Origin of the sequence: Streptomyces sp. HM190 (genome assembly GCF_009857135.1) — a bacterium.
GTDB classification, from domain to species: Bacteria; Actinomycetota; Actinomycetes; order Streptomycetales; family Streptomycetaceae; genus Streptomyces; species Streptomyces heilongjiangensis.
Window position 1 is genome coordinate 3,736,723 of record NZ_CP047318.1, and the last position, 22,792, is coordinate 3,759,514.

17 protein-coding genes, 1 tRNA gene and 1 pseudogene are annotated in these 22,792 nt (G+C 71.7%); 6 read left to right on the forward strand and 13 right to left on the reverse strand.

Annotation, left to right across the window (positions count from 1 at the left end):
• Positions 1–34: 34 nt before the first annotated feature.
• The 5 genes and pseudogenes from GSY65_RS15715 to GSY65_RS15735 all read right to left on the reverse strand — a co-directional run bounded on the left by GSY65_RS15715 (position 35) and on the right by GSY65_RS15735 (position 6,867).
• Complete coding sequence (locus tag GSY65_RS15715; RefSeq protein ID WP_159768776.1) at positions 35–313, reverse strand: hypothetical protein; 279 nt, start codon at positions 311–313, stop codon at positions 35–37.
• 181 nt (positions 314–494) lie between these two features.
• A complete protein-coding gene (locus GSY65_RS15720) occupies positions 495–2,600 on the reverse strand; it encodes a fructose-specific PTS transporter subunit EIIC (RefSeq protein WP_159768779.1) in 2,106 nt (701 codons plus the stop codon).
• A gap of 508 nt (positions 2,601–3,108) precedes the next feature.
• Positions 3,109–4,056, reverse strand: a complete 948-nt coding sequence (pfkB, locus tag GSY65_RS15725) for a 1-phosphofructokinase (RefSeq protein WP_159768782.1) — start codon at positions 4,054–4,056, stop codon at positions 3,109–3,111.
• 143 nt (positions 4,057–4,199) lie between these two features.
• Positions 4,200–4,955: pseudogene (locus GSY65_RS15730) on the reverse strand (DeoR/GlpR family DNA-binding transcription regulator); the annotation flags it as partial.
• Between the two features lie 283 nt (positions 4,956–5,238).
• Positions 5,239–6,867 carry an MFS transporter gene (locus GSY65_RS15735; RefSeq protein ID WP_443043227.1) on the reverse strand — a complete coding sequence of 543 codons (1,629 nt, stop codon included), beginning with the start codon at positions 6,865–6,867 and terminating at the stop codon, positions 5,239–5,241.
• A gap of 62 nt (positions 6,868–6,929) precedes the next feature.
• On the opposite strand from GSY65_RS15735, the gene GSY65_RS15740 reads away from it, so the two are divergent.
• Complete coding sequence (locus GSY65_RS15740; protein WP_159768785.1) at positions 6,930–7,904, forward strand: helix-turn-helix transcriptional regulator; 975 nt, start codon at positions 6,930–6,932, stop codon at positions 7,902–7,904.
• Between the two features lie 811 nt (positions 7,905–8,715).
• Here GSY65_RS15740 and GSY65_RS15745 read toward each other — a convergent pair.
• A complete protein-coding gene (locus tag GSY65_RS15745) occupies positions 8,716–9,714 on the reverse strand; it encodes a sigma-70 family RNA polymerase sigma factor (RefSeq protein WP_159768788.1) in 999 nt (332 codons plus the stop codon).
• Positions 9,715–9,905: 191 nt separating this feature from the next.
• Between GSY65_RS15745 and GSY65_RS15750 the strand changes: the two genes are divergently transcribed.
• Positions 9,906–10,424 carry a GNAT family N-acetyltransferase gene (locus GSY65_RS15750; protein ID WP_159768791.1) on the forward strand — a complete coding sequence of 173 codons (519 nt, stop codon included), beginning with the start codon at positions 9,906–9,908 and terminating at the stop codon, positions 10,422–10,424.
• Between the two features lie 68 nt (positions 10,425–10,492).
• Here the strand turns inward: GSY65_RS15750 and GSY65_RS15755 are convergent, their stop codons facing one another.
• Positions 10,493–11,278: a dioxygenase family protein gene (locus tag GSY65_RS15755; protein ID WP_159768794.1), complete on the reverse strand. Its 786-nt coding sequence runs from the start codon at positions 11,276–11,278 to the stop codon at positions 10,493–10,495.
• A 236-nt stretch (positions 11,279–11,514) separates the two neighbouring features.
• Between GSY65_RS15755 and GSY65_RS15760 the strand changes: the two genes are divergently transcribed.
• Positions 11,515–12,021, forward strand: a complete 507-nt coding sequence (locus GSY65_RS15760) for a MarR family winged helix-turn-helix transcriptional regulator (RefSeq protein WP_159768797.1) — start codon at positions 11,515–11,517, stop codon at positions 12,019–12,021.
• A 181-nt stretch (positions 12,022–12,202) separates the two neighbouring features.
• Here GSY65_RS15760 and GSY65_RS15765 read toward each other — a convergent pair whose 3' ends face one another.
• Entirely contained in the window at positions 12,203–13,741 is a 1,539-nt protein-coding gene (locus GSY65_RS15765; protein ID WP_159768800.1) for an MFS transporter, read from the reverse strand.
• A gap of 130 nt (positions 13,742–13,871) precedes the next feature.
• The gene (locus GSY65_RS15770; protein ID WP_159768802.1) at positions 13,872–14,513 is read right to left on the reverse strand and encodes a TetR/AcrR family transcriptional regulator; all 642 of its coding nucleotides are present in this window, start codon (positions 14,511–14,513) and stop codon (positions 13,872–13,874) included.
• 414 nt (positions 14,514–14,927) lie between these two features.
• On the opposite strand from GSY65_RS15770, the gene GSY65_RS15775 reads away from it, so the two are divergent.
• Both GSY65_RS15775 and GSY65_RS15780 read left to right on the forward strand, forming a co-directional pair.
• The gene (locus GSY65_RS15775) at positions 14,928–16,205 is read left to right on the forward strand and encodes a M6 family metalloprotease domain-containing protein (RefSeq protein ID WP_159776013.1); all 1,278 of its coding nucleotides are present in this window, start codon (positions 14,928–14,930) and stop codon (positions 16,203–16,205) included.
• 535 nt (positions 16,206–16,740) lie between these two features.
• Entirely contained in the window at positions 16,741–18,393 is a 1,653-nt protein-coding gene (locus tag GSY65_RS15780; protein WP_159776015.1) for an IclR family transcriptional regulator domain-containing protein, read from the forward strand.
• Between the two features lie 209 nt (positions 18,394–18,602).
• Here the strand turns inward: GSY65_RS15780 and GSY65_RS15785 are convergent, their stop codons facing one another.
• From GSY65_RS15785 to GSY65_RS15795, 3 genes are all read right to left on the reverse strand, one after another.
• Complete coding sequence (locus tag GSY65_RS15785; protein ID WP_159776017.1) at positions 18,603–19,412, reverse strand: ABC transporter permease; 810 nt, start codon at positions 19,410–19,412, stop codon at positions 18,603–18,605.
• Positions 19,413–19,510: 98 nt separating this feature from the next.
• Positions 19,511–20,245 carry an ABC transporter permease gene (locus GSY65_RS15790; protein WP_236580210.1) on the reverse strand — a complete coding sequence of 245 codons (735 nt, stop codon included), beginning with the start codon at positions 20,243–20,245 and terminating at the stop codon, positions 19,511–19,513.
• Between the two features lie 161 nt (positions 20,246–20,406).
• Positions 20,407–21,726: an ABC transporter ATP-binding protein gene (locus tag GSY65_RS15795; protein ID WP_443043228.1), complete on the reverse strand. Its 1,320-nt coding sequence runs from the start codon at positions 21,724–21,726 to the stop codon at positions 20,407–20,409.
• Between the two features lie 243 nt (positions 21,727–21,969).
• Here GSY65_RS15795 and GSY65_RS15800 point away from each other — a divergent pair.
• A tRNA-Arg gene (locus GSY65_RS15800) sits at positions 21,970–22,042 on the forward strand.
• A 121-nt stretch (positions 22,043–22,163) separates the two neighbouring features.
• Here the strand turns inward: GSY65_RS15800 and GSY65_RS15805 are convergent.
• Entirely contained in the window at positions 22,164–22,637 is a 474-nt protein-coding gene (locus GSY65_RS15805) for a YxiG-like protein (protein WP_159768805.1), read from the reverse strand.
• Between the last annotated feature and the right edge of the window lie 155 nt (positions 22,638–22,792).

Sequence of the window (22,792 nt, forward strand, 5' to 3'; positions counted from 1 at the left end):
GGGAACCGGGCCAGGAAGGCCCGGAGCCGGCCGCTCAGGCCAGACGGTCATCGGTGAACTGACGGGCGAGGAAGGCGAAGGCGTCCTGCTCGGCCGGGGTCAGTTCCACATGCTCGACGTGCGGGCCCTTGCGGCGCTGGTGGGGCAGGCCCCGAAGGCGCCCACCACGGCGCCGGGCCAACTCCATGAAGCGGGCGCGATGCGCCTCGCCGTCCCGGCGCAGAACGCGGACCAGCACGGCGACCCAGATGACCGCCGCGACGGCGAGGGTGGCCACGCCCACCAACTGGAGGATCGACACGTGCTCAGGCATGCCATCCAGTAGACACCACCAGACGGGACTTTGGGCCCGGATGGTGACGTATCTCGCAGGTAACGCTTACAAGTCACAGAGGTCGTAAAGGCGCCCAAAGGGGCACATGGGGCTCGCGGCGGAACGCGGCCGGCCGCAGCCCCCACACGAGGGGACTGCGGCCGGCATCTGGTCGCGGGGTTCAGGCCGCGACCGGCTCCTTCGTCTGCGCCTCGACGGCGGGAGCGGCCTCGGCGGCCCTGCCCGGCTGGGTCTTGCGCATGCCCTTCAGGACGATGACCAGACCGGCCGTGACCGCCGTACCGATCGCGATGGCCAGCAGGTACAGGAACGGCTTGCCGATCAGGAAGGTGACCCAGATGCCGCCGTGCGGGGCCCGCAGGGTCGAGCCGAACGCCATGGCCAGCGCGCCGGTGACCGCGCCGCCCGCCATGGAGGCAGGGATCACCCGCAGCGGGTCGGCCGCAGCGAACGGGATGGCGCCCTCGGAGATGAAGGACGCGCCCAGCACCCAGGCCGCCTTGCCGTTCTCGCGCTCGGTGGTGGTGAACAGCTTCTTGCGCAGCGTGGTGGCCAGGGCCATGCCCAGCGGCGGGACCATACCGGCGGCCATGACGGCGGCCATGATCTTCATCGCGGAGTCGCTGGGCGCCGCGACCGAGATACCGGCCGTCGCGAAGGTGTAGGCCACCTTGTTGACCGGGCCGCCGAGGTCGAAGCACATCATCAGGCCGAGCAGGACGCCGAGGAGGATGGCGTTGGTGCCGGACAGACCGTTCAGCCAGTCGGTCAGCCCCTTCTGTGCCTCGGAGATCGGCTTGCCGATCACCACGAACATCAGGAACCCGACCACCGCCGTCGACACCAGCGGGATCACCACCACCGGCATGATGCCGCGCAGCACCGGCGGGATCTCGATCCGCTGGATCGCGAGGACCACACCACCGGCGATCAGACCGGCGACGAGACCGCCGAGGAAGCCCGCGCCGATCGTCACGGAGATCGCGCCGCCGACGAAACCGGGGACGAGACCGGGCCGGTCGGCCATGCCGTAGGCGATGTAACCGGCGAGGACCGGGACGAGGAAGCCGAAGGCGGCGGCGCCGATCTGGAACAGCAGGGCGCCCCAGCTGTCGACCTGACCCCAGTCGAAGTGCTCGGTGACCGACTTCGCCTCGTTGATCTGGTAGCCGCCGATCGCGAAGCCGAGGGCGATCAGCAGACCGCCCGCCGCGACGAACGGAACCATGTAGCTCACGCCCGTCATCAGCCACTTGCGCAGCTTCGTGCCGTAGCCCTCACCGGGCTCGCCCGCGCGCTCCACGGGGGTGCCGGGGCGGGCGGCGGCCGTGACCTCGCCGCGCTCGGCCTTGCCCCGGACCTCGGCGATCAGTTCGGCGGGGCGGTTGATGGCGGCCTTCACACCGGTGTCCACGGTGGGCTTCCCGGCGAACCGGTCCTTCTCCCGTACGGGGACGTCGTGGGCGAAGATCACGCCGTCGGCGGCGGCGATGACCGCCGGGTCGAGCCGGGTGAAACCGGCCGAACCCTGCGTCTCGACGACGATCTCGACGCCGTCGGTGTCCCGGCCCGCGTTCTCCAGCGACTCGGCGGCCATGTAGGTGTGCGCGATGCCGGTGGGGCACGAGGTGACGGCGACGATCCGGAAGGGACGGTCGGCGGGGGCGGGCCCGTCCTGCGTCTCGGGCACCGCAGGCGTGGCCTCGGGCGCGGGCGCGGTGTCCGCCGTAGGGGCGGGCTCCCGCGCCGGTGTGCTGCCCGCGGCGGCGTCGAGGGAGGCCGTTCCACCCGGCGCCGCCGCGGAGTCTTCGGTGCTCTCGTCCGTCGCGTCGCCCCGGATGAGAGCGGCGGCGCGGCCCGCGTCGTCCACCGCGCGGAGGGCGTCGGTGAACTCGGCGTTCATCAGCTGACGGGCGAGGGAGGAGAGGATCGTGAGGTGGGCGTCGTCCGCGCCCGCGGGGGCGGCGATCAGGAAGATCAGGTCGGCGGGGCCGTCGGCGGCACCGAAGTCGATGCCGGCGGCACTGCGCCCGAAGGCCAGCGTCGGCTCGGTGACATGCTCACTACGGCAGTGGGGGATGCCGATACCGCCGTCGAGACCGGTCGGCATCTGCGCCTCGCGGGCGGCCACGTCGGCGAGGAAGCCGTCCAGGTCGGTGACCCGGCCCTTCGCCACCATGCGCTCGGCGAGGGCACGCGCCGCCGCTTCCTTCGTCTCGGCGGACAGGTCGAGATCGACCAGGTCCGCGGTGATCATCTCGCTCATCGCGGGCTCCTTCGCACGCGTATCGCCCGGGGGGTGAGGTGGGCGGGGGTGGGGACGGAAGTGTGGGGGGCGCCGGCCACGGGGGCCGAGAGGCAGGACGGGCCGGGGCTGACGGGGTCAGCGGGGCCGACAGGATCGAGGGGACCGACGGGGCCCGTGGGGCCGAGGGGGCTGAGAGGGCCGACGGGGCCGGGGGTGCTACGTCTTCCCGGGAGGCGGGGAGGTAATGAAAAACGAAGGTTCGTTCGCGGAAGTCGGGCGCGGAGGGCGTGGGAGGCGGTGTGGGCTGCGGCTGCGGTGGCCCCAAAACGAAGGTTCGTTCGCGGACCTCGGATGCGGGGCGCGCGGGAAGCGGGGTAGAGCGCTGCCGAGGCGCCGCCAAAACGAAGGTTCGTTCGCGGTTCCTCCGCCGCCCAGGCTCCGGCCCCGGCCCCGGCAGCCGCCCGTCCGTCGCCAAAACGAACGTTCGCTCCCCCGCGGCCCGCTCCTGCGCCTCGCCCCAGCCCGTTCATGACACCGGCTCCTTCAGGTCGCGGTCCACCGGTACCTCCGTCGTCACCGTCACCGCGGACGGGTCGAGGTCGGAGGGGGTCGGCATGACGCTGCCGGGGAGTTGGACGGCGGCGGCGCCGTGGGCCACGGCGGAGGCCAGGGCGTCGGGGCCGTTGCCGCCGGCGATGAGGAAACCGGCGAGGGAGGAGTCTCCGGCGCCGACGTTGCTGCGGACGGCGTCGACGCGGGCGCTGCCGAACCAGGTGCCGGAGGCGTTCACCAGGACCTGTCCGTCGGCGCCGAGGCTGGCCAGGACCGCGCCCGCGCCCATCTCCCGCAGTTCCTCCGCGGCCTTGACGGCGTCGCCGACGGTCGCGAGGGGGCGGCCGACGGCCTCGGCGAGTTCCTCGGCGTTGGGCTTGACCACGTCGGGGCGTTCGCGGAGCGCGGCCAGCAGGGCCGGGCCGGAGGTGTCCAGGGCGATCCGGGCGCCCGCGGCGTGGGCACGGGCGACGAGTTCGGCGTACCAGGAGGGGGCGAGGCCGCGTGGGAGGCTCCCGCAGCAGGCGATCCAGGAGGCGTGGACGGACTGGGTGCGGACGGTCTCCAGGAGGAGTTCCTGCTCGGCGGCGGAGAGTTCCGGGCCCGGCGCGTTGATCTTCGTGAGGACACCGTCCGCCTCGGCGAGGGCGATGTTGGAGCGGGTCGCACCGGCCACGGGGACCCGTGCGACCTGGATGCCCTGGGCGTCGAGGAGGTCCGCGACGAGGGCGCCGGGCGCGCCGCCCAGCGGCAGGACGGCCACCGTGCGCTGTCCGGCGGCGGCCACCGCGCGGGAGACGTTGACGCCCTTGCCGCCCGGGTCCATGCGTTCGCCGGTGGCCCGGATGACCTCGCCGCGGTCGAGGGAGGGGACCTCGTAGGTGCGGTCGAGGGACGGGTTGGGGGTGACGGTGAGGATCATGCGCGGGCCTTCCGGCCGGCGGGGCGGTCCGCGACCGAACCGTTGACGGCACCCTTGCCCGTGGCGTTGCCCACGGCCCTTCCCACGGAGACACCCGCACCTGCACCCGCACCCGCACCCGCACCCGCACCCGCACCCGGGACGCGGAGTACTTCGGTGCCGTCGCGTTCGATGGCGAGGGCGTCCTCGGGGCTCAGGCCGCTGTCGGTGATCAGCAGGTCGACGTCGCTGAGGGCGCCGAAGCGGGCGAAGTGCTCCTGGCCGCACTTGGAGGAGTCGGCGAGCAGCACCACGCGGCGGGCGGCGGCCATCGCGGCCCGCTTGACCGCGGCCTCGGCGAGGTCGGGGGTGGTCAGACCGCGAGCGGGGGAGAAACCGTTGGCCGCCACGAAGAGCACGTCGGCGCGGATCTCGCCGTAGGCGCGGAGCGCCCACGCGTCGACCGCGGCGCGGGTGCGGTGGCGGACGCGGCCGCCGACCAGGTGGAGCTGGATGCCCGGGTGGTCGGCGAGGCGGGCCGCGATGGGCAGGCTGTGGGTGACCGCGGTGAGCGTGGCCTCCAGCGGGATGGCGGCGGCGAGGCGGGCGACGGTCGTACCGGCGTCGAGGACGACGGTGCCGTCGATGGGCAGTTCGGCGAGTGCGGCCTGCGCGATGCGGTCCTTCTCGTCGGCGGCCGTGCTCTCGCGTTCGGCGAGGTCGGGTTCGAAGTCCAGGCGTCCCGCGGGGATGGCGCCGCCGTGGACCCGCTGGACGAGGCCGGCGCGGTCGAGGGCCTTCAGGTCGCGCCGGATGGTCTCGGCCGTGACCTGGAACTCCTCCGCCAGCGACACCACGTCCACCCGGCCGCCGTCACGGGCGAGCCGGAGGATCTCCTGCTGCCGTTCCGGTGCGTACATGTCCGTTCGCCTCCGACTGATGCCCGAATTTGTGGTTTCGTTCGGGAGGCTACGCCTGGATTTCCAGAAAGTAAACAGGTTCGGGCATCACTCGGGCACAAGCGGAGGCCCGGCACCCTTGGTCTCGGGTGCCGGGCCCGTCTCCGTGCCGGTCGCCGCGTCGCCGTCGCCGCATTGCGCGTCGGCGGCGCCGTCGCCGCCTCGCGGGCGCCGCGTCGCCGTCGACCTGTCGGCCGTCGGCCTGTGGGCCGTCGCCGCGACCGACGCGTCGCGGCGACATCGGTCAGTGGGCCAGCTGCGGCTCGCGCTCCGCCTCTCCCGTGCCGCTCCCGTCGGTCACCGCGCCGTCGGTCACCGCGCCGTCGGCCTCGGCCTCACCGGCACCCGCGGCCTGACCGTCGCCCTCGGCCTCGTGGGCGTCGTGCCCGGCCGCCACGGGGTGTCCGGGGAGGGCGAACATCAGCAGGAAGATCACGACGAGCACCGCGGCCACCCAGCCGAGGGCGTGTTCGAAGGCGTCGACGAAGGCGGGGCCGATCCCGGCGGGGACGAGGGGCTCGTCCATCGCGCCGAAGAAGACCACGGCCACCAGGCCGAGTCCGAGCGCGTTGCCCATCTGCTGCACCGTGCTGATCAGCCCGGACGCGGAACCCGCGTGCTCACGCGGCACCCCGGAGAGGATCGCGTCGGTCAGCGGGGCCACGATGAGCCCCATGCCCGCACCCATCACGACCAGCGGAAGCGCCATCTGCCAGGGGGTGATGGCGAGGCCGTACCGCTCGGACTCCCACAGGTAGAGCAGCACGCCGGTCGCCATCAGCAGCGCGCCCGCCTGGAGGACCTTGCGGCCGAAGCGCGGGACGAGCTTCTGCACCGACATCCCGGCCGCGATCGAGACCGAGACGGAGAACGGCACGCCTGTCAGGCCGGCCTTCAGGACGCTCCAGCCGAGGCCGGTCTGGAGGTAGAGGGTCCAGACGAGGAAGAACACGCCGAGGGCGACACCGAACACCGTCTGCACGGCGATGCCGGCCGCGAAACTCTTCACCCTGAACAACGAGAGTTCGATCAGCGGGGAACCGTCGCGCGCGGTCTTGCGCCGCTCGTACGCCACGAGGGCCGCGAACACCACCAGCGAGCCCGCCATCAGGGCGTGTCCCCACAGCGGCCAGTCGAGCTCGTGGCCGCGGGTGAGCGGGTAGAGCAGCATCAGCAGGCCGCCGGTGACGAGGGCGACACCGACGAGGTCCAGCTTGAGGGCGTGCGGGGCCTTGGACTCGGCGATGAAACGGCGGCCCAGGAGCAGCCCGGCGACGCCGACCGGGAGATTGATCAGGAAGATGGCCCGCCATTCGAGGCCGAGCGGGTTCCACTCGATGAGCAGGGCCCCGAGGAGCGGCCCGGAGACGGCGCCGAGGCCGACGATCGCGCCGAACAGCCCGAACACCTTGCCGCGTTCGTGCGCGGGGAAGGTGGCGTGGACGATCGACAGCACCTGCGGCACCATCAGCGCGGCCGTGGCGCCCTGCGCGATCCGTGCGGCGACGAGCATCTCCGGGTTCGCGGCGAGGCCGCACAGCGCGGAGGCGACGGTGAAGCCGCCGATGCCGAGCAGGAAGATCCGCCGGCGGCCGTGGATGTCGCCGAGCCTGCCGCCGGTGACGAGCCCGGCGGCGAAGGCGAGGGCGTAACCGGCGGTGATCCACTGGATCTGGCTGACCGTGGCGGCCTCGCCCCGCTGGATGGACGGAATCGCGATGTTGACGATCGTGACGTCCACGAGGTCCATGAAGGCGGCGGTCATGACGATGGCGAGGGCGATCCACCGCCTGCGGTCGGTGCCGCCGTCGGGAGAGGCGTCGGGCGCCGTACGGGGGTCGCGCCCCTTCAGGGCGTTCGTGGGTGAGGTCATGCGTCGAAGGTAGGGCCCTAGTAGGTCAGATCGTGTCCTACTTCTGCGGCATCCTCGACCCCATGACTACGGACACCCCGGCGCGGCTCCTTCAGCTCCTGTCCCTGCTCCAGACGCCCCGTGAGTGGCCCGGCGGTGAGCTGGCCGACCGGCTGGGGGTGTCGCGGCGTACGGTGCGCCGGGACGTCGACCGGCTGCGGGAGCTGGGCTATCCGGTGCAGGCGAGCATGGGGGCGGACGGCGGGTACCGGCTGGTGGCCGGCAAGGCCATGCCGCCCCTGGTGCTGGACGACGAGGAGGCCGTGGCGATCGCGGTCGGGCTGCGGGCCGGCGCCGGGCACGCCGTGGAGGGCGTGGACGAGGCCTCCGTACGGGCGCTGGCCAAACTGGAGCAGGTACTGCCCTCGCGGCTGCGGCACCGGGTGTCCACGCTCCAGGCCGCCACCACCCCGCTGACCAGCGGCGACGGGGCGACCGTGGCACCCGAGACGCTGACCGTGATGGCGTCGGCGGTGGCGGGCAACGAGCGCCTCCGCTTCGCCTACCGGGCCGGCGACGGCACGGACTCGCGGCGCCACTGCGAGCCGTACCGGCTGGTGTCGACCGGCCGCCGCTGGTACCTGGTCGCCTACGACCTCGACCGCGCCGACTGGCGCACCTTCCGCGTCGACCGCGTCCAGGAGCCCTTCGCGACCGGCGCCCGGTTCGCACCGCGTGAACTGCCCACGGGGGACGCGGCGGAGTACCTGAAGCAGTCGATGCGGCGCCGCCAGGAGACGTACACGTTCGAGGTCACGTTCGCCGCGCCCAAGGAGGTCGTCGCGGCCCGGCTGCCGGCCTGGTTCGCCCCGCCCGAACCCGTCGACGAGCACAGCTGCCGCGTCCGGGCCTCGACCGGCGAAGCGGTGGAGTGGCTCGCGGTACGGATCGCCCTGCTGGGCCACGAGTTCACGGTGCACGAGCCACCGGAACTGGTCGATCACCTGCGCCAGTTGGGCGCCCGACTGACTCGGGCGACGGGTGGCACCGACGGCTGACGACTGACGACTGACGAATGACGGGTGACGGGTGACGGGTGACGGCAGAGAGGAGCCGGGCTCCGGCGCCGGGGGGGGAGGCGCCGAAGCCCGGCTCTGGGGAGTCCCGGCACTGGGGGGAGAGCGTCGGGACTCGGTTTCAGTTGGCTTCGGTGGTGAAGCGACCTCGATGGTGAGGCGACTTCACCGGGGCGGGTCGTGTCGGTCTGCGGGCCGGCTCGGTGCGCGGGCAGGACGGCGGTCGGTGGCGTTCGGATGGCGGCACTGGCTGCGGTGCGGTGCCCCCGGCTCCTCCGGAACGTCTGGCTCCAGGTCCCGGGCCGTTCGGCTCCGGGCCCGGTGGAGTGGTGGGCCCGCAAGTCTTGTGCCCCGGGATCGGGGCGTTGAAGCGATGGACTACGGCCAACGTGTGGCCGATGGCCGACGTACGACCGTACGCCGTGGCGTGCTCCGCACGGCGGGCCGGACGGACTCCGAGCGGCCGAACCGAGGGCGGATCCAGCGGCCGAACCGACCGCGGAACCAGCTGCCGAAGCGGCGGTCGCGATGGGCCGATCCGGCTGGCAGCGATGGGCCGATCCGGCTTGTCGAACCGGCTTGTCGAACCGGCTGGTCGAACCGGCTGGTCGAACCGGCGGTCGACAACCGGGGCAGGGCGAGCCGGCAGGGAAGGGTTCATGCCCGACGACCACCCACCGGACCAGTCCCGGCGGCAGCGGGCCGCGCGCGGCGGGGCGACGGGACGGGCGGGGACGGCGGGGCCGGGCGCGGCGGCCGGTGGGGCCGCCGCGTCGTGGCCCGGCCGGGCGGGTCAGGCCGCCGCGTCGAAGCCCGTGTCGCGGGCGAGCTTCTTCAGTTCGAGCAGCGCGTGCTTCTCGATCTGGCGGATCCGCTCACGGGTGAGCCCGTGTTCCTTGCCGACCTCGGTGAGCGTGCGCTCGCGGCCGTCCTCGATGCCGTACCGCATCTTGATGATGGAGGCCGTGCGTTGGTCGAGCCGCCCGATGAGGCTGTCCAGCTCCTCGCTGCGCAGCAGGGTCAGCACGGACTGCTCGGGCGAGACGGCGGAGGTGTCCTCCAGCAGGTCGCCGAACTGGGTCTCGCCCTCGTCGTCCACCGACATGTTCAGCGAGACCGGGTCGCGGGCCCAGTCGAGGACGTCGCTGACGCGCTCCGGGGTGGAGCCCAGCTCGGTGGCGATCTCCTGGGGCTCGGGGTCGCGGCCGTGCTCCCGGTTGAACTCGCGCTGCACCCGCCGGATGCGGCCCAGTTCCTCGACCAGGTGGACGGGCAGCCGGATGGTGCGCGACTGGTCGGCTATGGAGCGGGTGATCGCCTGACGGATCCACCAGGTGGCGTACGTCGAGAACTTGAAGCCCTTGCGGTAGTCGAACTTCTCCACCGCGCGGACCAGGCCCGCGTTGCCCTCCTGGATGAGGTCGAGCAGGGGCAGACCGCTGCGCGGGTACCGCCGGGCGACGGCCACGACCAGGCGGAGGTTCGACCGTATGAAGATGTCCTTGGCCCGGTCGCTGTCGGCGACGAGGGCCTCCAGCTCCTCACGGGTCGCGTCCGCCTTCGCCTCCTCCTCGCCGTCGAGGATCTGCTGGGCGAAGACACCCGCCTCGATGATCTGGGACAGCTCGACTTCCTTGGCGGCGTCGAGCAGCGGTGTACGCGCGATCTCGTCGAGGTACATGCCGACCAGGTCGCGGTCGGCGATCTCGCCGCCAGAGGCGCGAACGCTGCTTGCCGCGTCGCTCCCGCCGGCGGCGGACGAACGACGAGCGGCGACGGCACGGGTTGCCATGCGTGCTCCCTTGCGATGGTGGGCTGGCAGGGTCGTGTCTGGTCCTACGTGACGTGACAAGGCCGCTCGGACACTCTCCCGAGTGCCCGGCTTCCGAAGGAAACAACGACTGGAATCAGGACAGAATTCCCAACCAAGTCCACTATTTTTCTGATCTTGCAGTACCCTGTGCGGCCACAGGAGGGGGCGTGATGTCCGCCGGGTCCACAGAGGTGCAGGTCAGACCAGGAGTCGAGGCCGACCTCGACGCCCTCACCGACATCTACAACCACTACGTCCGCGAGACGGCCATCACGTTCGACACGTCCGCCTTCACTCCGGAGGAGCGCCGTCCGTGGCTGCTCTCCCACCTTGTAGACGGTCGGCATCGCCTGATAGTTGCCACCGCGGAGGATTCACAGCGAATCCTCGGGTACGCCACGAGCAGCGCGTTCCGTGCGAAGGCGGCGTACGACACGTCCGTGGAGGTCTCCGTGTACCTCGCCCCGGACGCGGGCGGCCGGGGCGTCGGCACGCTGCTGTACAAGGCGCTGTTCGAGGCGCTCGCGACCGAGGACGTCCACCGCGCCTACGCCGGCATCGCCCAGCCGAACGAGCCCTCCACCCGCCTCCACGAACGCTTCGACTTCCGTCACGCGGGCACGTACCGGGAGGTCGGGCGGAAGTTCGGCCGCTACTGGGACGTGGCCTGGTACGAGAAGGACCTGTAAGCCCCGTCGCGGGGAAGGCCCACGCGGGGCGCGCTGCCGTTCCCGCGCCCCGCCCCGCGGCAGGCCCGTCAGCCGAACTGGACCGAGCGCTTCGCCAGGCCCATCCAGAAGCCGTCGATCACCGAGCGCTGGGCGTCCAGTTCGCCGGCGGCCTCGGCCGCACCCATGGTCACGAACAGGGGCGCGAAGTGCTCGGTGCGCGGGTGGGCGAACCGGCCCGCCGGGGACTTGTGGAGGAAGTCGAGGAGGGAGTCCCAGTCGCGGGACTCCAGGGCCCGGTTGCCCCAGTCGTCGAACTCGGCGGACCAGGCGGGGATGCCGCCCTGGCGGAGCGCGGCGAGGTTGTGGGTGAAGAAGCCGGAGCCGACGATCAGGACGCCCTCGTCCCGGAGGGGGGCCAGCCTGCGGCCGATGTCCATCAGCTTCACCGGGTCCAGGGTCGGCATGGAGATCTGCAGGACCGGGATGTCGGCCTCCGGGAACATCTCGACGAGCGGGACGTACGCCCCGTGGTCGAGACCCCGGTCGGGGATGTCCTGGACCGGGGTGCCGGGGGCCCGGAGCAGCTTGCGTACGGACGCGGCCAGCTCGGGGGCGCCGGGCGCCGGGTACCGGACGGTGTAGTAGTGCTCGGGGAAGCCCCAGAAGTCGTAGACCAGCGGGACGGTCTCCACCGCGCCGAGGGCGAGCGGGGCCTCCTCCCAGTGGGCGGAGACCATGAGGATCGCCTTGGGGCGGGCCAGGGTGCCCGCCCAGGCGGCCAGTTCGCCGGGCCAGATCGGGTCGTCGGCGAGCGGGGGCGCGCCGTGGCTCAGATAGAGGGTCGGCATGCGTTCGGCGGTGGCGGCGGACATAGGGGTGACTCCCTCGGCACACGCGACCCGCGAGGTGCGGGGCTCCGCCTCGGCACGTACGGCTCGCGGAGCACGTCGAGCACGCCGTCCTCAAGCGGGCCGCGGCGGGTCGCTCCAGGCTCATCGGTTGGTTGAGACCTCGCCCGGCTCCCCAGTAGTTGAAGTCTCAATATTTCTAGTTTCACCTTACATCTCTATAGTTCAAAATTCAAGAAGGGTCCTCGTAGAGTGGAGGTATGAAGACACCGCCCGCCGCCGAAGAACCCCGCTGGCTCACCGAAGAAGAACAGCGCATCTGGCTCTCTTACATCCATGGCACGACCCTGCTCGACGACCACCTCGATCGCCAGCTGCAGCGGGACGCGGGGATGCCGCACCTCTACTACCACCTGCTCGTGGTGCTGTCCGGCGCCCCGTACCGGCGGCTGCGGATGACCGAACTGGCCATGCACACGAAGATCACGCGCTCGCGCCTCTCGCACGCCGTCGCCCGCCTGGAGAAGAACGGATGGGTGCGACGCGAGGACTGCCCTTCGGACAAGAGGGGACAGTTCGCCGTGCTCACGGACGGCGGGTTCGAGACCCTGGAGAAGAGCGCGCCGGGTCATGTGGCCGCGGTGCGGCAGGCGCTGTTCGACCGGTTGTCGCCGGAACAGCAGAAAGCCCTCGGCGAGATCATGGAGATCATCGCCGAGGGGCTTCAGCCGAAGGAGGCGGGGGCCGACCTGCCGTGGCTGCGTTAGCCGCTCCGCCGCACCGGGGGGGTGGGGCGCCGGGGGCGTGGGGACCCTCCGCCGCCGTGAGCCGTACACGGCCGGCCGCGTGGGCCCCACACCCCTCAGGTCGAACCCGTCCGCGGGGTTCGTCCGGTCAGTGGGGTTCCTCCGGTCAGTGGGGTTCGCCCGGTCAGTGGGGTTCGTCCGGTCAGTGGGCGATCACCGGGACCTTGACCTCGTCCGCCGCGCCCTCTCCCGCACCGGCGGTGGCCGTCATGTCCGGCTTGCCGGTGGTGACGAAGGTGAAGGCGATGGCGGCCGACAGGACCAGGATGCCGACGGCGAACCAGATGGCGCTGGTGTAGCCGTCGACCATGCCCTGGAGCTGGACGAGCTGCTGCTGGGGGCGGGAGGTCGCCGTGGCGATGTGGTCCTGGATGTACGACGTGGTCGCGGACGCGGCGATCGTGTTCAGCAGGGCCGTACCGATGGCGCCGCCGACCTGCTGGGAGGTGTTCACCATCGCGGAGGCGACACCCGCGTCACGCGGTTCGACACCGTGGGTCGCGAGGGACATCGCCGGCATGAACGCCGTACCCATGCCGAGGCCGAGCAGCAGCTGGGCCGGCAGGAGCAGGGTCGCGTACGAGGAGTCGATCTCCATCCGGGTCAGCAGCAGCATGCCGACGCCCGCGAGCAGGAAGCCCGGCGCCATCAGCAGGCGCGGCGCGACCCGGGTCATGAGGCGGGTGCCGATCTGCGTGGAGCCGACGATCATGCCCGTGATCATGGGCAGGAAGGCGAAGCCGGTCTTGACCGGGGAGTACCCCTTCACGATCTGCAGGTAGTAGGTCAGGAAGAGGAACAGGCCGAACATCGCGATGACCGCGAGGCCCAGGGAGAGGTAGACACCGCCCCGGTTGCGCTCGGTGATCACGCGCAGCGGCAGCAGCGGGGCCTTGACCTTCGACTCGACCAGGGCGAACGCGGCGAGGAGCACCGCGGAGGCGACGAACAGGCCGATGGTCACACCGTCGCTCCAGCCGTCGGACTCGGCGCGCGTGAAGCCGTAGACCAGCGAGACCAGACCCAGGGTGGACAGCACCACACCGGGGATGTCCAGCGGTGAACGGTTGCGGCCGCCCTCCGGCTCACGGATGACGAAGTACGCGCCGGCCGCGGCGATCACCGCGAACGGGATGTTGACGAAGAACGTCCAGCGCCAGTCCAGGTACTCGGTGAGGAAGCCGCCGAGGATCAGGCCCACGGCGCCGCCGCCACCGGCGATCGCGCCGTAGATGCCGAACGCCTTGGCGCGCTCCTTGGCGTCCGTGAACATCACGGCGAGCAGGGAGAGCGCGGCGGGCGCGAGCAGCGCGCCGAAGGCACCCTGAAGGGCCCGGGCACCCAGCATCATGGCCTCACCGGTGGCCGCGCCGCCCAGCGCGGAGGCGCCGGCGAAACCGATCAGACCGGTGACGAAGGTGCGCTTGCGCCCCCACAGGTCGGAGATGCGGCCGCCGAAGAGCAGCAGACCGCCGAAGGCCAGGGCGTACGCCGTGATGACCCACTGGCGGTTGCCGTCGGATATCCCGAGGTCCTGCTGTGCGGACGGCAGGGCGATGTTCACGATGGTCGCGTCGAGGACGACCATCAGCTGGGCGAGCGCGATGAACACGAGCGCTTTCCAGCGGTTGGAGTGCGCGTCGTCCACCGTTTCGGGGACGTTCCGGGCTGTTGCAGACATGGGGATACCCACTTCGGGACTTCGTGACGGAAAAAGTCAGGTGAATCGGTGACGGAGAACGTCAGGTGAAAGCGTCGGAGCGCGACGATGCGCTGCTGGCGGAACCGGCGAGAGAAGAGGTCGGATCGGATCAGGCTCGGCGCAGGCCCTCCATCGTGACGGAGGTGCCGGGCAGTTCGGAGCGGGCCGGGGCCCGCAGACCGTCGAGCAGCAGCTGCAGATGACGGTGGACGAAACGGTCGACGCCCACGCACTGGGTGCCGGCCGGGGGGCGGCTGAGCTGGCCGACGGCGAGCATCAGGTCGCCGACGCCGACGTCGTCACGGAGCTGTCCGGCCCGCTGGGCCCGCTCCATGATGGCGGCCGTCTGGTCCTCCAGCCGTTCGCGCGCCGCCTCCAGGTCGGGGTGGTTCTTGTCGAAGGCGCTCTGGATCATCGGACAGAGGGCGCTGATCCGCTCGTCGGCGGCGGAGTGCACGAAGCGGGACAGCGCCTCGAACGCGTCGCCGTTCTCCTCGAGCACGCCCTGCGCCACCAGCGCCATGCGGTCCATGACCGAGCACACGACCTCGCGGACCAGTGCGTCGCGGTCCGGGAAGTTGCGGTACACCGTGGCGTTGCCGACGCCGGCCCGGCGGGCGATCTCGTCGAGCGGCACGTCGGGACCGAACTCGACGAACATCTCCCGGGCGGCGGTGACGATCCGCTCCCGGTTGCGCAGCGCGTCCGCCCGGGGGCGGGAAACCTTGCGCACGGGGGTGGCGGTCTGCACGGCGTGCCTCCTGACGTTCTGGGGAGCGGGATCCGGGGAGGGTTTCCCCGTTTCGCTCGGACACATGGCTAAACGGGGATACCGTCCCCGGTTATTTCCCGCCGCCGAGGAGATTTCCGGTGACCTGGGTCACATTGCGGCGGGCCTCACGCCGGAGTGACCCAGGTCACGCCGCCATCAGCGGGAACCCCTCGTTCGGCCCATCCAGCGCGCGCCCCCGCTCCCCCCGTCCCAGGGTGATCGAAAGGGTGCGGCCGTGGCCCGGGCGGCTGCCGTGGAGCGAAGGGCGCGTGCATGCAGCAGCCGTTCCGCCGAAGCTGGATACCCGAGCGTCGGCCGACCGTGCCCGGCCGGCCGCGGCTCCGGCGCGCGTGGCGGGCACGCCGCACGCACGGCACCCACGCGACCAGCGGGATGGGCGGCACGGGCGGCATACGCCCCCGCCGGTCCGTCGCCCTCGCCTCCGTCACCGCCCTCACCCTCGCGGTCAGCACCTCCGCCGGCACCGGGCACCTCGTGGCGAAGGAGACGAGCACGGTCGCGGGAGCGGTCGCCGTGGCCCCCGGCTCCGGACTCGACCCCTGCATGATCCGCGGCCGGCCAGGCGTCCAGATGTCCGAGGGCATCCCCACCCCGCCCGGCTACTCCCGCTCCACCGGCACGGTCCGCGCCCTCAACCTGATGATCGACTTCTCCGACGCGCCCGGCGAGGGCGGCGCGATGGACCGCTTCGCCGAGTTCGCCCCGCAGACCCAGAAATGGTTCCGGACCAGCAGCTACGGCCGTATCGACTACCGGCCCGAGACCCCGGTCACCGAGTGGCTGCGGATGCCGGGGACGTTCCGCTCGTACGGGATAGAACGCGGCGTCCCCTTCGAGCCCGGCTACCGGCGGCTGGTCCAGGACATGGTGCGGGTCGCCGATCCCCTCGTCGACTTCCGCACGTACGACCTGGTCAACGTGCTCGTCACCCCGAACGCGGGGCCCTCCGCCCTCGACACGGTGCTGTCCGTGACGTTCGCCGGGAACCGGGATGCGCCGGTCGCGGACGGCATCCCCGTCGCCAACACGTCGTTCGTCTACAGCCGCCAGGACGACGGCTCCGGCACGTACCACGAGACCGGCTACCGCGTCCTCCCCCACGAGAACGGCCACGTCTTCGGCCTGCCCGACCTCTACACCCACGAGGGCGGGGGCGCGGTCGGGCACTGGGACATCATGAGCGAGGACTGGGGCGTCGACAACGACATGCTGGGCTGGCACAAGTGGAAGCTCGGCTGGCTCGACGCGACGCAGGTCGGCTGCGTGGCGGAGCCGGGGGCGGCGGAGTACACGCTCACACCGCTCGCCGAGCCCGGCGGACCGAAGCTGGTGGTGGTGCCCCTGACACCCCGCACGGCGTACGCCGTCGAACTGCGGACCCGGGCGGGCAACGACGTCGCCGTCTGCCGTCCCGGTGTCCTCGTCTACCGGGTCGACGCGGACGTCGACACCGGCAACGGCCCCATCAAGGTCCACGACTCCCGCCGCGACAGCGGGGGGTGCACCCGCAGCCCCAACGTCCACGCGGAACTCTCGGACGCGCCGCTCGTGCCCGGCGAGACGTTCACGGACACGAAGGCGGGCGTGAGCATCACGGTGACGGGAACGGACGCGGCGGGAAACCACCGGGTGGTTATCAGCCGGCGGTGACGGGAACGGACGCAGCGGGAAACCACCGGGTGGTGATCAGTCAGCGGTGAGGCGGAGGGCGGAGGCGGGGAACCACCGGGTGGTGATCAGTCAGCGCTGAGGCGGAGGGCGGAGGCGGGGAACCACCGGGTGGTGATCAGTCAGCGCTGAGGCGGAGGGCGGAGGCGGGGAAGGCCGGGCGTGGCCCGTGGCTTTCAGGGGCGCGGGGAACCTCGCGACCGGCCACCGCACCACCCGCGCTCTCCCGGGCACGCGTACGCTCCCGTGCTGGTGGGCGCCCGGCCCCCGACGACCGGGTACCGTGCCGAGCCACGCGGCCGGCCCGCATTACCGTGGCCCCATGCGCCCGAACGTCCCGCGTGACGCCGACTCCGGCCCCGGCCTCCCCCCAGGTCCCGGCCCCGGCCCCGGCTTCGACTCCGGCCCCGGCCCCGTCACCCGAGACGGAGTCGGCCCCCTCCCCGAAGACGGACCCGGAACCGTCTCCCCCGTCGGCCCCACACCCCCCGCACCCCCCGAGGCCGTGGCCCCCCTCATGCGGGGCATCAGCGTGCTGCGGCGGCTCACCGAGGCGGACGGCGTGCTGAGTCTCAGCGCCCTGGAGAAGGCGACCGGACTCGCGCGCTCCACCGTCGACCGCATCACCGCGACCCTGGCCCGCATGGGCTACGTACGCCTGGACGGCCGCGACGCGGTCCTCGCCCCCCGGCTGATGGAACTGGGCAACGCCTACCTCGCCTCGATCCGCCTCCCCCGTCTCCTCGACGCCCACGCGGACGCCCTCGCCGACGAGTTGGACGAATCCGTGTCACTCGCCGTCGCCGACCGGGACGGCGTCCGCTTCATCCACCAGGCGACCCGCCGCCGCGCGATGTCCCTCAGTTTCCGCATCGGCGACCTCCTCCCCGCCGAACGCACCGCCCCCGGGCCCCTGTTCGCCACCGAGTGGGAGCCCGCCGACTGGGCCCGGTGGCGTGCCCGCCGCGAGGCCGATCCCGAGGGCCGCGGCTTCCCGGCCGTGCCGCCGCGGGCAGGTGCGTACGACGACTTCGAGGCCCGTACGGCGTCGGCGGGCGCCCAGGGGTGGGCGCTGGACGACCAGTTGATCGAGCCGGGCCTGGTCGCGGTGTCCGTCCCCGTACGGGACCCCCGTACAAGCCGGGTCGCGTGCGTGGCGAGCGTCGTCAGCCACACCAGCCGCCACACCACCGACTCACTGCGCTCGACGCTGCTGCCACGGCTGCGGGCGACCGTGACGCGCATGGAGGAGGAACTGGCGGCGGCCTCGCGCGAGCCCGCCACCCCGGACAGCGACGCCCTGTCCCCCTCTCGCTCCGCCTCTCGCTCCACCTCTCCCTCTCCACCTCCGTCCGGTCTCGCCGCGTGGACGGGCGCGTCCAAGCAGGAACTGGGCCGGGAGTTCATCGAGTCGCTGGCGCGTGGCCTGACGGTCATCACCTCGTTCGGCGAGGGCCGCGCCGACCTCACCCTCACCGACGTCGCCCGAACCACCGGCCTCGCCCGCGCGACGGCCCGCCGGGCGCTGATCACGCTCGAACACCTCGGGTACGTCGAGTCGTACGACCGTGTCTTCCGCCTCACCCCGCGCGTCCTCGGCCTCGGTTTCCCGCCCCTGTCGATGCTGCCGCTCTCCCGGATCGCCGCCCCGCACCTGGCGGAACTCTCCGCGCGGGTCCACGAGTCGGCGTCCCTCGCGGTCCTCACCGCGGGCGGGGACGAGGTGCAGTACACGGCGCGGGTCGCCACCAGCCGGATCATGAGCGTCAACATCACCCTCGGCACCCGGTTCCCCGCGTACGCCACGTCGCTGGGCCGCGTGATGCTCGCCGGGCTCCTCCCGGAGGTCTCCCTCCCCGAACGCCTCGTCCCGCTGACCCCGCGGTCCGTCACCGCCCCCCGGGAACTCCTCGCCGTCCTCGAACGCGTCCGCTCCGACGGCTACGCCCTCGTCGACGGCGAACTGGAGGAGGGCCTCCGCTCCATCGCCGTCCCCGTCCACGACCGCGACGGCCGCGTCACGGCCGCCGTCAACGTCGCGATGCACAGCAGCCGACGGACGGTGGAGCAGTGCGTGGAGGAGGTCCTGCCGGAACTGCGCGCGACGGTGCACCGGATCGAGGGCGAGCTGCGCGTGGCGGGGAGGTTCCGCCGGGTGGCCGGCGTCTGACGTACGGGAACCGGCGATGCCGGCCTAGCAGCAGGGCTTCCGGTACGGGGTGGAGCGCGCGCTGGACAGGAGGGCGACGCGCCTGCCGTCACCGCGCCGCCCACCTCCTGACGGGCGTCCTGCCGACGAAGGTCCTGCTGACGGACGTCCTCCTGACGAAGATCCTGCTGACGGACGTCCTCCTGACGGACGTCCTCCTGACGAACGTCTCACCCGTTGACGCCCGTGTACCGGCTCAGGCTCCAGTTCCACAGCAGCCGCGACAGGACGAAGGCGACCAGGCCGACGAACGGCGCGGCCACCGCGAGCGCCCGCGGTACGCCCATGTCGTCCCCGTGCCCGGTCAGCACCCCGGCGGGGAAGTAGGCGATGAAGGCGAGCGGCACGACGAACGTGAACGCGGCGGAGGCGGCCTTCGGCAGGATGCTCAGCGGATAGCTGCCGAAGGTGCCCATCAGCTCCTCCAGCCACTGGGCCCAGTACGACGTGGCCGGGAAGTGGAACGCCGCGGCGGCCAGCGCCGTGAACAGCGCCGCCTCGACGAGCATCCCGCCGAGGACGCCCGCCACGACGTACACGATCCGCCCCGCCGTCCAGTCCAGCGAACTCCGCTGGAGCGCGGCGGCGAACAGCCCCACCGCGACGACCAGGTCACCGATGGCGTTGACGGGGAAGAAGGCGAGCTGGACCTGCCGGTACACCGGCATGGGCCGGATCAGACAGGGGTCGACGATCCCTTCCTGGACGAGGACGTTCATGTACTGGATCCGGCCGAGGAACAGCACGTACAGCCCGTGGGCGAGCATCCGCATGCTCGCGATCAGCAGCACGTCGGAGCTGGACCAGCCGCCGAGCCCGGGGAACCGGGTGAGCAGCACCGTGGCGAAGACGATGATCGAGACCTGCCAGATCGCCCCGATGGCGACCCCCATCAGGAACTCGCCCCGGTACTCCAGCCGCGCCTTGAAGTTGAGCTTGGTGATCCGCCAGACGACACGGGCGGCACGAACCCCCCTCACGGACGCGGTGGGGCCCGCGCTGGTGGACGGAGTGGTCGTGGACGGCGTGGGCGTGGACGGAGTGGGCGTGGACGGACTGCTGGACGGAGTGGTCACGGTCATCCTCCCTGGGCCACGACACGACAGCCGGCCATGTCCCACAGCCGGCGGGTGAGCAGGGCGAGCAGCACGATCCACACCCCTTGGACCGCCATCTGCCCGAACGCGTCACCGACCCCGATGCGGCCGACGTAGATGGAGAGCGGCACGCCGAGCGTCGCCTGGAACGGCAGGAACGCGCTGAGGGTGATGAACCAGTCCGGGAAGTACCACAGGGGCGCGTACACACCGGAGAGCAGGTTCTGGGCGAAGACGAGGATGAGGAGTGCCGCCTCGTTGCGCAGCGTCCAGAAGCACAGCAGGTCGACGAGCATCATCACGTAGTACAGGACGAGTTGGCCGAGCAGCATGCTCACGGCGAAGACCGCGGCGACCTCGGCGGAGGCGGGCGGGGCGACGACCCCGGCGGCGAGGCAGAGCACGTAACCGCCGAGCACCCAGCCGAAGCCGTACACCTGGTCGCCGAGGGCGCGCAGCGCGTAGTAGCGCTGGGGCCGCATGGGCCGCAGGTACCAGTAGACGATCGTGCCGAAGTGGAGATGCTGGATGACGGTGTCGCGCCCGGCCCGCCGGTCCAGCCCTCGGATCCGGCCCGCCAGCACGGCGAGTACGGCGTATCCGACGGCCTGGGTCTCGTCGAGCCCGGCGCTGGACTCGGTGTTCGCGTACAGGCCCCGCCAGAGGTAGACGACCAGACACACCTGCACGAGCAGCCGTACGGCGGTGGCGGTCATCCGCGGCGGGGCGAGGAACTCCCCCCGAGGCGTGACCGAGGCGATGCGCCGGAGGCGGGAGAGGGTGAGGCGGACGGCCGGGGTGGGGGTGGGGGCAGGTGCGGGAACCGAGGAAGGGGCCCGGGTGGGGGGCGGGGTCGGGGTCGGGGTAGGCACCATGGTCAGCCGCCCTGGGAGGTGGAGGTGACGGCGGCCGAGGAAGAGGAGTCCGAGGAGGCGGAGGGGTCCGAGGGAGCGGAGGGGTCCGAGGACGGAGAGGAAAACGAGGAAGGGGAGGAGGACGAGCCCTCGGGCGCGAGGGCGCCCTGCCCCGGCACGTCGCTGAGATAGGCGGAGCGCATGACGTCCTCGAGGTCGTTCTCCTCCAGGGCGAGATCGGTGACCTGGAAACGTCCGATGACGACCTTCAGGGCCTCGTGCACGGAGGGGGCGCCGTCCCCGACGGGCCCGAACACGACGCGGGGCCCTTCCCGGCGCAGGACGCCGATCCCGGCGAAGCCGGGCAGGGAGGAGAGGTCGCGCTGACCACCGAAGGGACCGCCCGGACCGGCGGAGCCGCCCGGACCGGCGGAGCCGTCGGGACGGTCGCCGCGGACGGAACCGCGGCCTTGACCGGAACCGTCGCTGCCGCAGGAACCGTCACCGACGGCGAACCGCTCCTGGCGCTCGATCTCCTGGAGGTCGGCGGCGTCGGCGAGGGTCGCGCGTATCTGCCAGGTGCCGCCGAAGCGCCGCCGGATCTCCTGGAGCGGCCCGTCGAGGACGATGCGGCCGTGGTTGATGAGGACGACCCGCTCGGCGAGCCGGGCGACCTCGGTCATGTCGTGCGTGGTGAGCAGTACGGTCCGCTCCCGCTCCTCGACCTGGTGCCGCAGGAACCGCCGGACCTGCTCCTTCACGACCACGTCCATGCCGATGGTGGGTTCGTCGAGGAAGACGACGGGAGGGTCGTGCAGCAGGGAGGCGGCCAGATCGCACCGGACGCGCTGCCCGAGGGACAGATGCCGGACGCGGGTGTCCCAGAACTCGGAGAGTTCGAGCAGCCCGTCGAACTCCGCGATGCGCTCCCGGTACCGGTCCTCGGGAACGCCGTAGATGTCACGGAGGATCGCGAACGACTCCCGGGCGGGCAGGTCCCACCACAACTGGGTCCGCTGCCCGAAGACGGCGCCGATGTTGTGGGCGTTGCGCTCCCGGTCCCGGTGCGGCACGACACCGGCGACGAGAGCCTCACCGGAGGTGGGGGTGAGGATGCCGGTGAGCATCTTGATCGTGGTGGACTTGCCGGCGCCGTTGGGCCCGAGAAGCGCGAGCAACTCCCCTTTCCCCACCCGGAAGTCGACGTCCCGCACCGCGACCTTGGCCACGCGCTCCGGGCTGACGAGCGACCGGAGCGCCCCGCCGAGCCCGGGCCGGCGCACGGTCGTATGGAACACCTTGGACAGCCCGCGCGCCTCGATCACCGCGTTCAACGGCGTCACCTCCGTTCTGCAGGGCGCCCCGCCACACGGGCGCACCCGCGGCCAGGACCCGCGCTCCGACCAACCACCCGGACACCCGCCCGAAACCCCGTCCGAAATCCCGAACACTGTCCGACACAACGGCGCCGGTGCTAGGCCCCTCCCCCCGACAGAGCGAACCGAATTACCAACGTCAAACAGATCCGACCGCCCCACCACCACCCGCTACACTGGCCGCGGCGCAGCACCACACCACGCCACCCCGCCTTCGTAGCTCAGGGGATAGAGCACCGCTCTCCTAAAGCGGGTGTCGCAGGTTCGAATCCTGCCGGGGGCACAGCAAAAGGGCCAGCTCAGGAGGGTTTCCTCCCAGGCTGGCCCTTCGTCGTGTTCGAGGCCGTGCCACACGGGTGCCACTACGCCCACTCAGCAGCTCGTCGGGGTGAAAGGGATACCCGCTACTCCGTGGGAAAGGAGGCGTAGCCGTCCGGCACCTCGCTGACCTGCAGGTCCGAGAAGAGCAGGGTGATGCGGTGCGCGTTGGTCTCAATGCGAACTTCATGGAAGTCGATCCCCAAGGCTTGCGCCCAACGACGGGTCGCTTCCGACTCCGGGAGGACCTTCGCACCTGGGTACAGGGAGTGCCACTTCAGGCCCCAGACGTATCCATCAAGGTCGACGCCCGTCTCATGATCGATGAGGCGATCGTTCAAAGAGACACGCCAGGTCTCTGGCAGGACGGACGATTCGCACCGGGCCTCAACGCAGCACCGGAAGAGGTACCGCAGACACCCCGGCGCGACGTCTGTGCGGGGATCCGCCGTCACGTAGACGATGACCTCGTAGTCGCGCATGTAGCTGGTGTATCCGTGGTGGACGACGGCGTGATCGAAGATCTCGTCCAGCATCTGTTCAAGCACTGCGGCGTCCATGCGACCGTTTCTATCCCACACGATCAGCCCCTGACAGCCTGATATCCACCGGCGCCGAGGGCTGAGGACTCCACGAGGGGCGCTGGGCTGATTCTTAGTACTCAAGCAGCGTTTCGCTGTTCCTGCTGGTCAGGGGTCTGGTTCTGGGTGTAGGG

Excerpts from the sequence above, each read along its gene's own strand:
- GSY65_RS15755 (WP_159768794.1), bottom strand. The coding sequence starts at position 11,278 with ATGTCCGCCGCCACCGCCGAACGCATGCCGACCCTCTATCTGAGCCAC.
- GSY65_RS15745 (WP_159768788.1), bottom strand. The coding sequence starts at position 9,714 with ATGGCAACCCGTGCCGTCGCCGCTCGTCGTTCGTCCGCCGCCGGCGGG.
- GSY65_RS15750 (WP_159768791.1), top strand. The coding sequence starts at position 9,906 with ATGTCCGCCGGGTCCACAGAGGTGCAGGTCAGACCAGGAGTCGAGGCC.
- GSY65_RS15715 (WP_159768776.1), bottom strand. The coding sequence starts at position 313 with ATGCCTGAGCACGTGTCGATCCTCCAGTTGGTGGGCGTGGCCACCCTC.
- GSY65_RS15780 (WP_159776015.1), top strand. The coding sequence starts at position 16,741 with ATGCGGGGCATCAGCGTGCTGCGGCGGCTCACCGAGGCGGACGGCGTG.
- GSY65_RS15765 (WP_159768800.1), bottom strand. The coding sequence starts at position 13,741 with ATGTCTGCAACAGCCCGGAACGTCCCCGAAACGGTGGACGACGCGCAC.
- GSY65_RS15735 (WP_443043227.1), bottom strand. The coding sequence starts at position 6,867 with ATGACCTCACCCACGAACGCCCTGAAGGGGCGCGACCCCCGTACGGCG.
- GSY65_RS15720 (WP_159768779.1), bottom strand. The coding sequence starts at position 2,600 with ATGAGCGAGATGATCACCGCGGACCTGGTCGATCTCGACCTGTCCGCC.
- GSY65_RS15790 (WP_236580210.1), bottom strand. The coding sequence starts at position 20,245 with ATGACCGCCACCGCCGTACGGCTGCTCGTGCAGGTGTGTCTGGTCGTC.
- GSY65_RS15775 (WP_159776013.1), top strand. The coding sequence starts at position 14,928 with ATGGGCGGCACGGGCGGCATACGCCCCCGCCGGTCCGTCGCCCTCGCC.
- pfkB (WP_159768782.1), bottom strand. The coding sequence starts at position 4,056 with ATGATCCTCACCGTCACCCCCAACCCGTCCCTCGACCGCACCTACGAG.
- GSY65_RS15805 (WP_159768805.1), bottom strand. The coding sequence starts at position 22,637 with ATGGACGCCGCAGTGCTTGAACAGATGCTGGACGAGATCTTCGATCAC.
- GSY65_RS15740 (WP_159768785.1), top strand. The coding sequence starts at position 6,930 with ATGACTACGGACACCCCGGCGCGGCTCCTTCAGCTCCTGTCCCTGCTC.
- GSY65_RS15760 (WP_159768797.1), top strand. The coding sequence starts at position 11,515 with ATGAAGACACCGCCCGCCGCCGAAGAACCCCGCTGGCTCACCGAAGAA.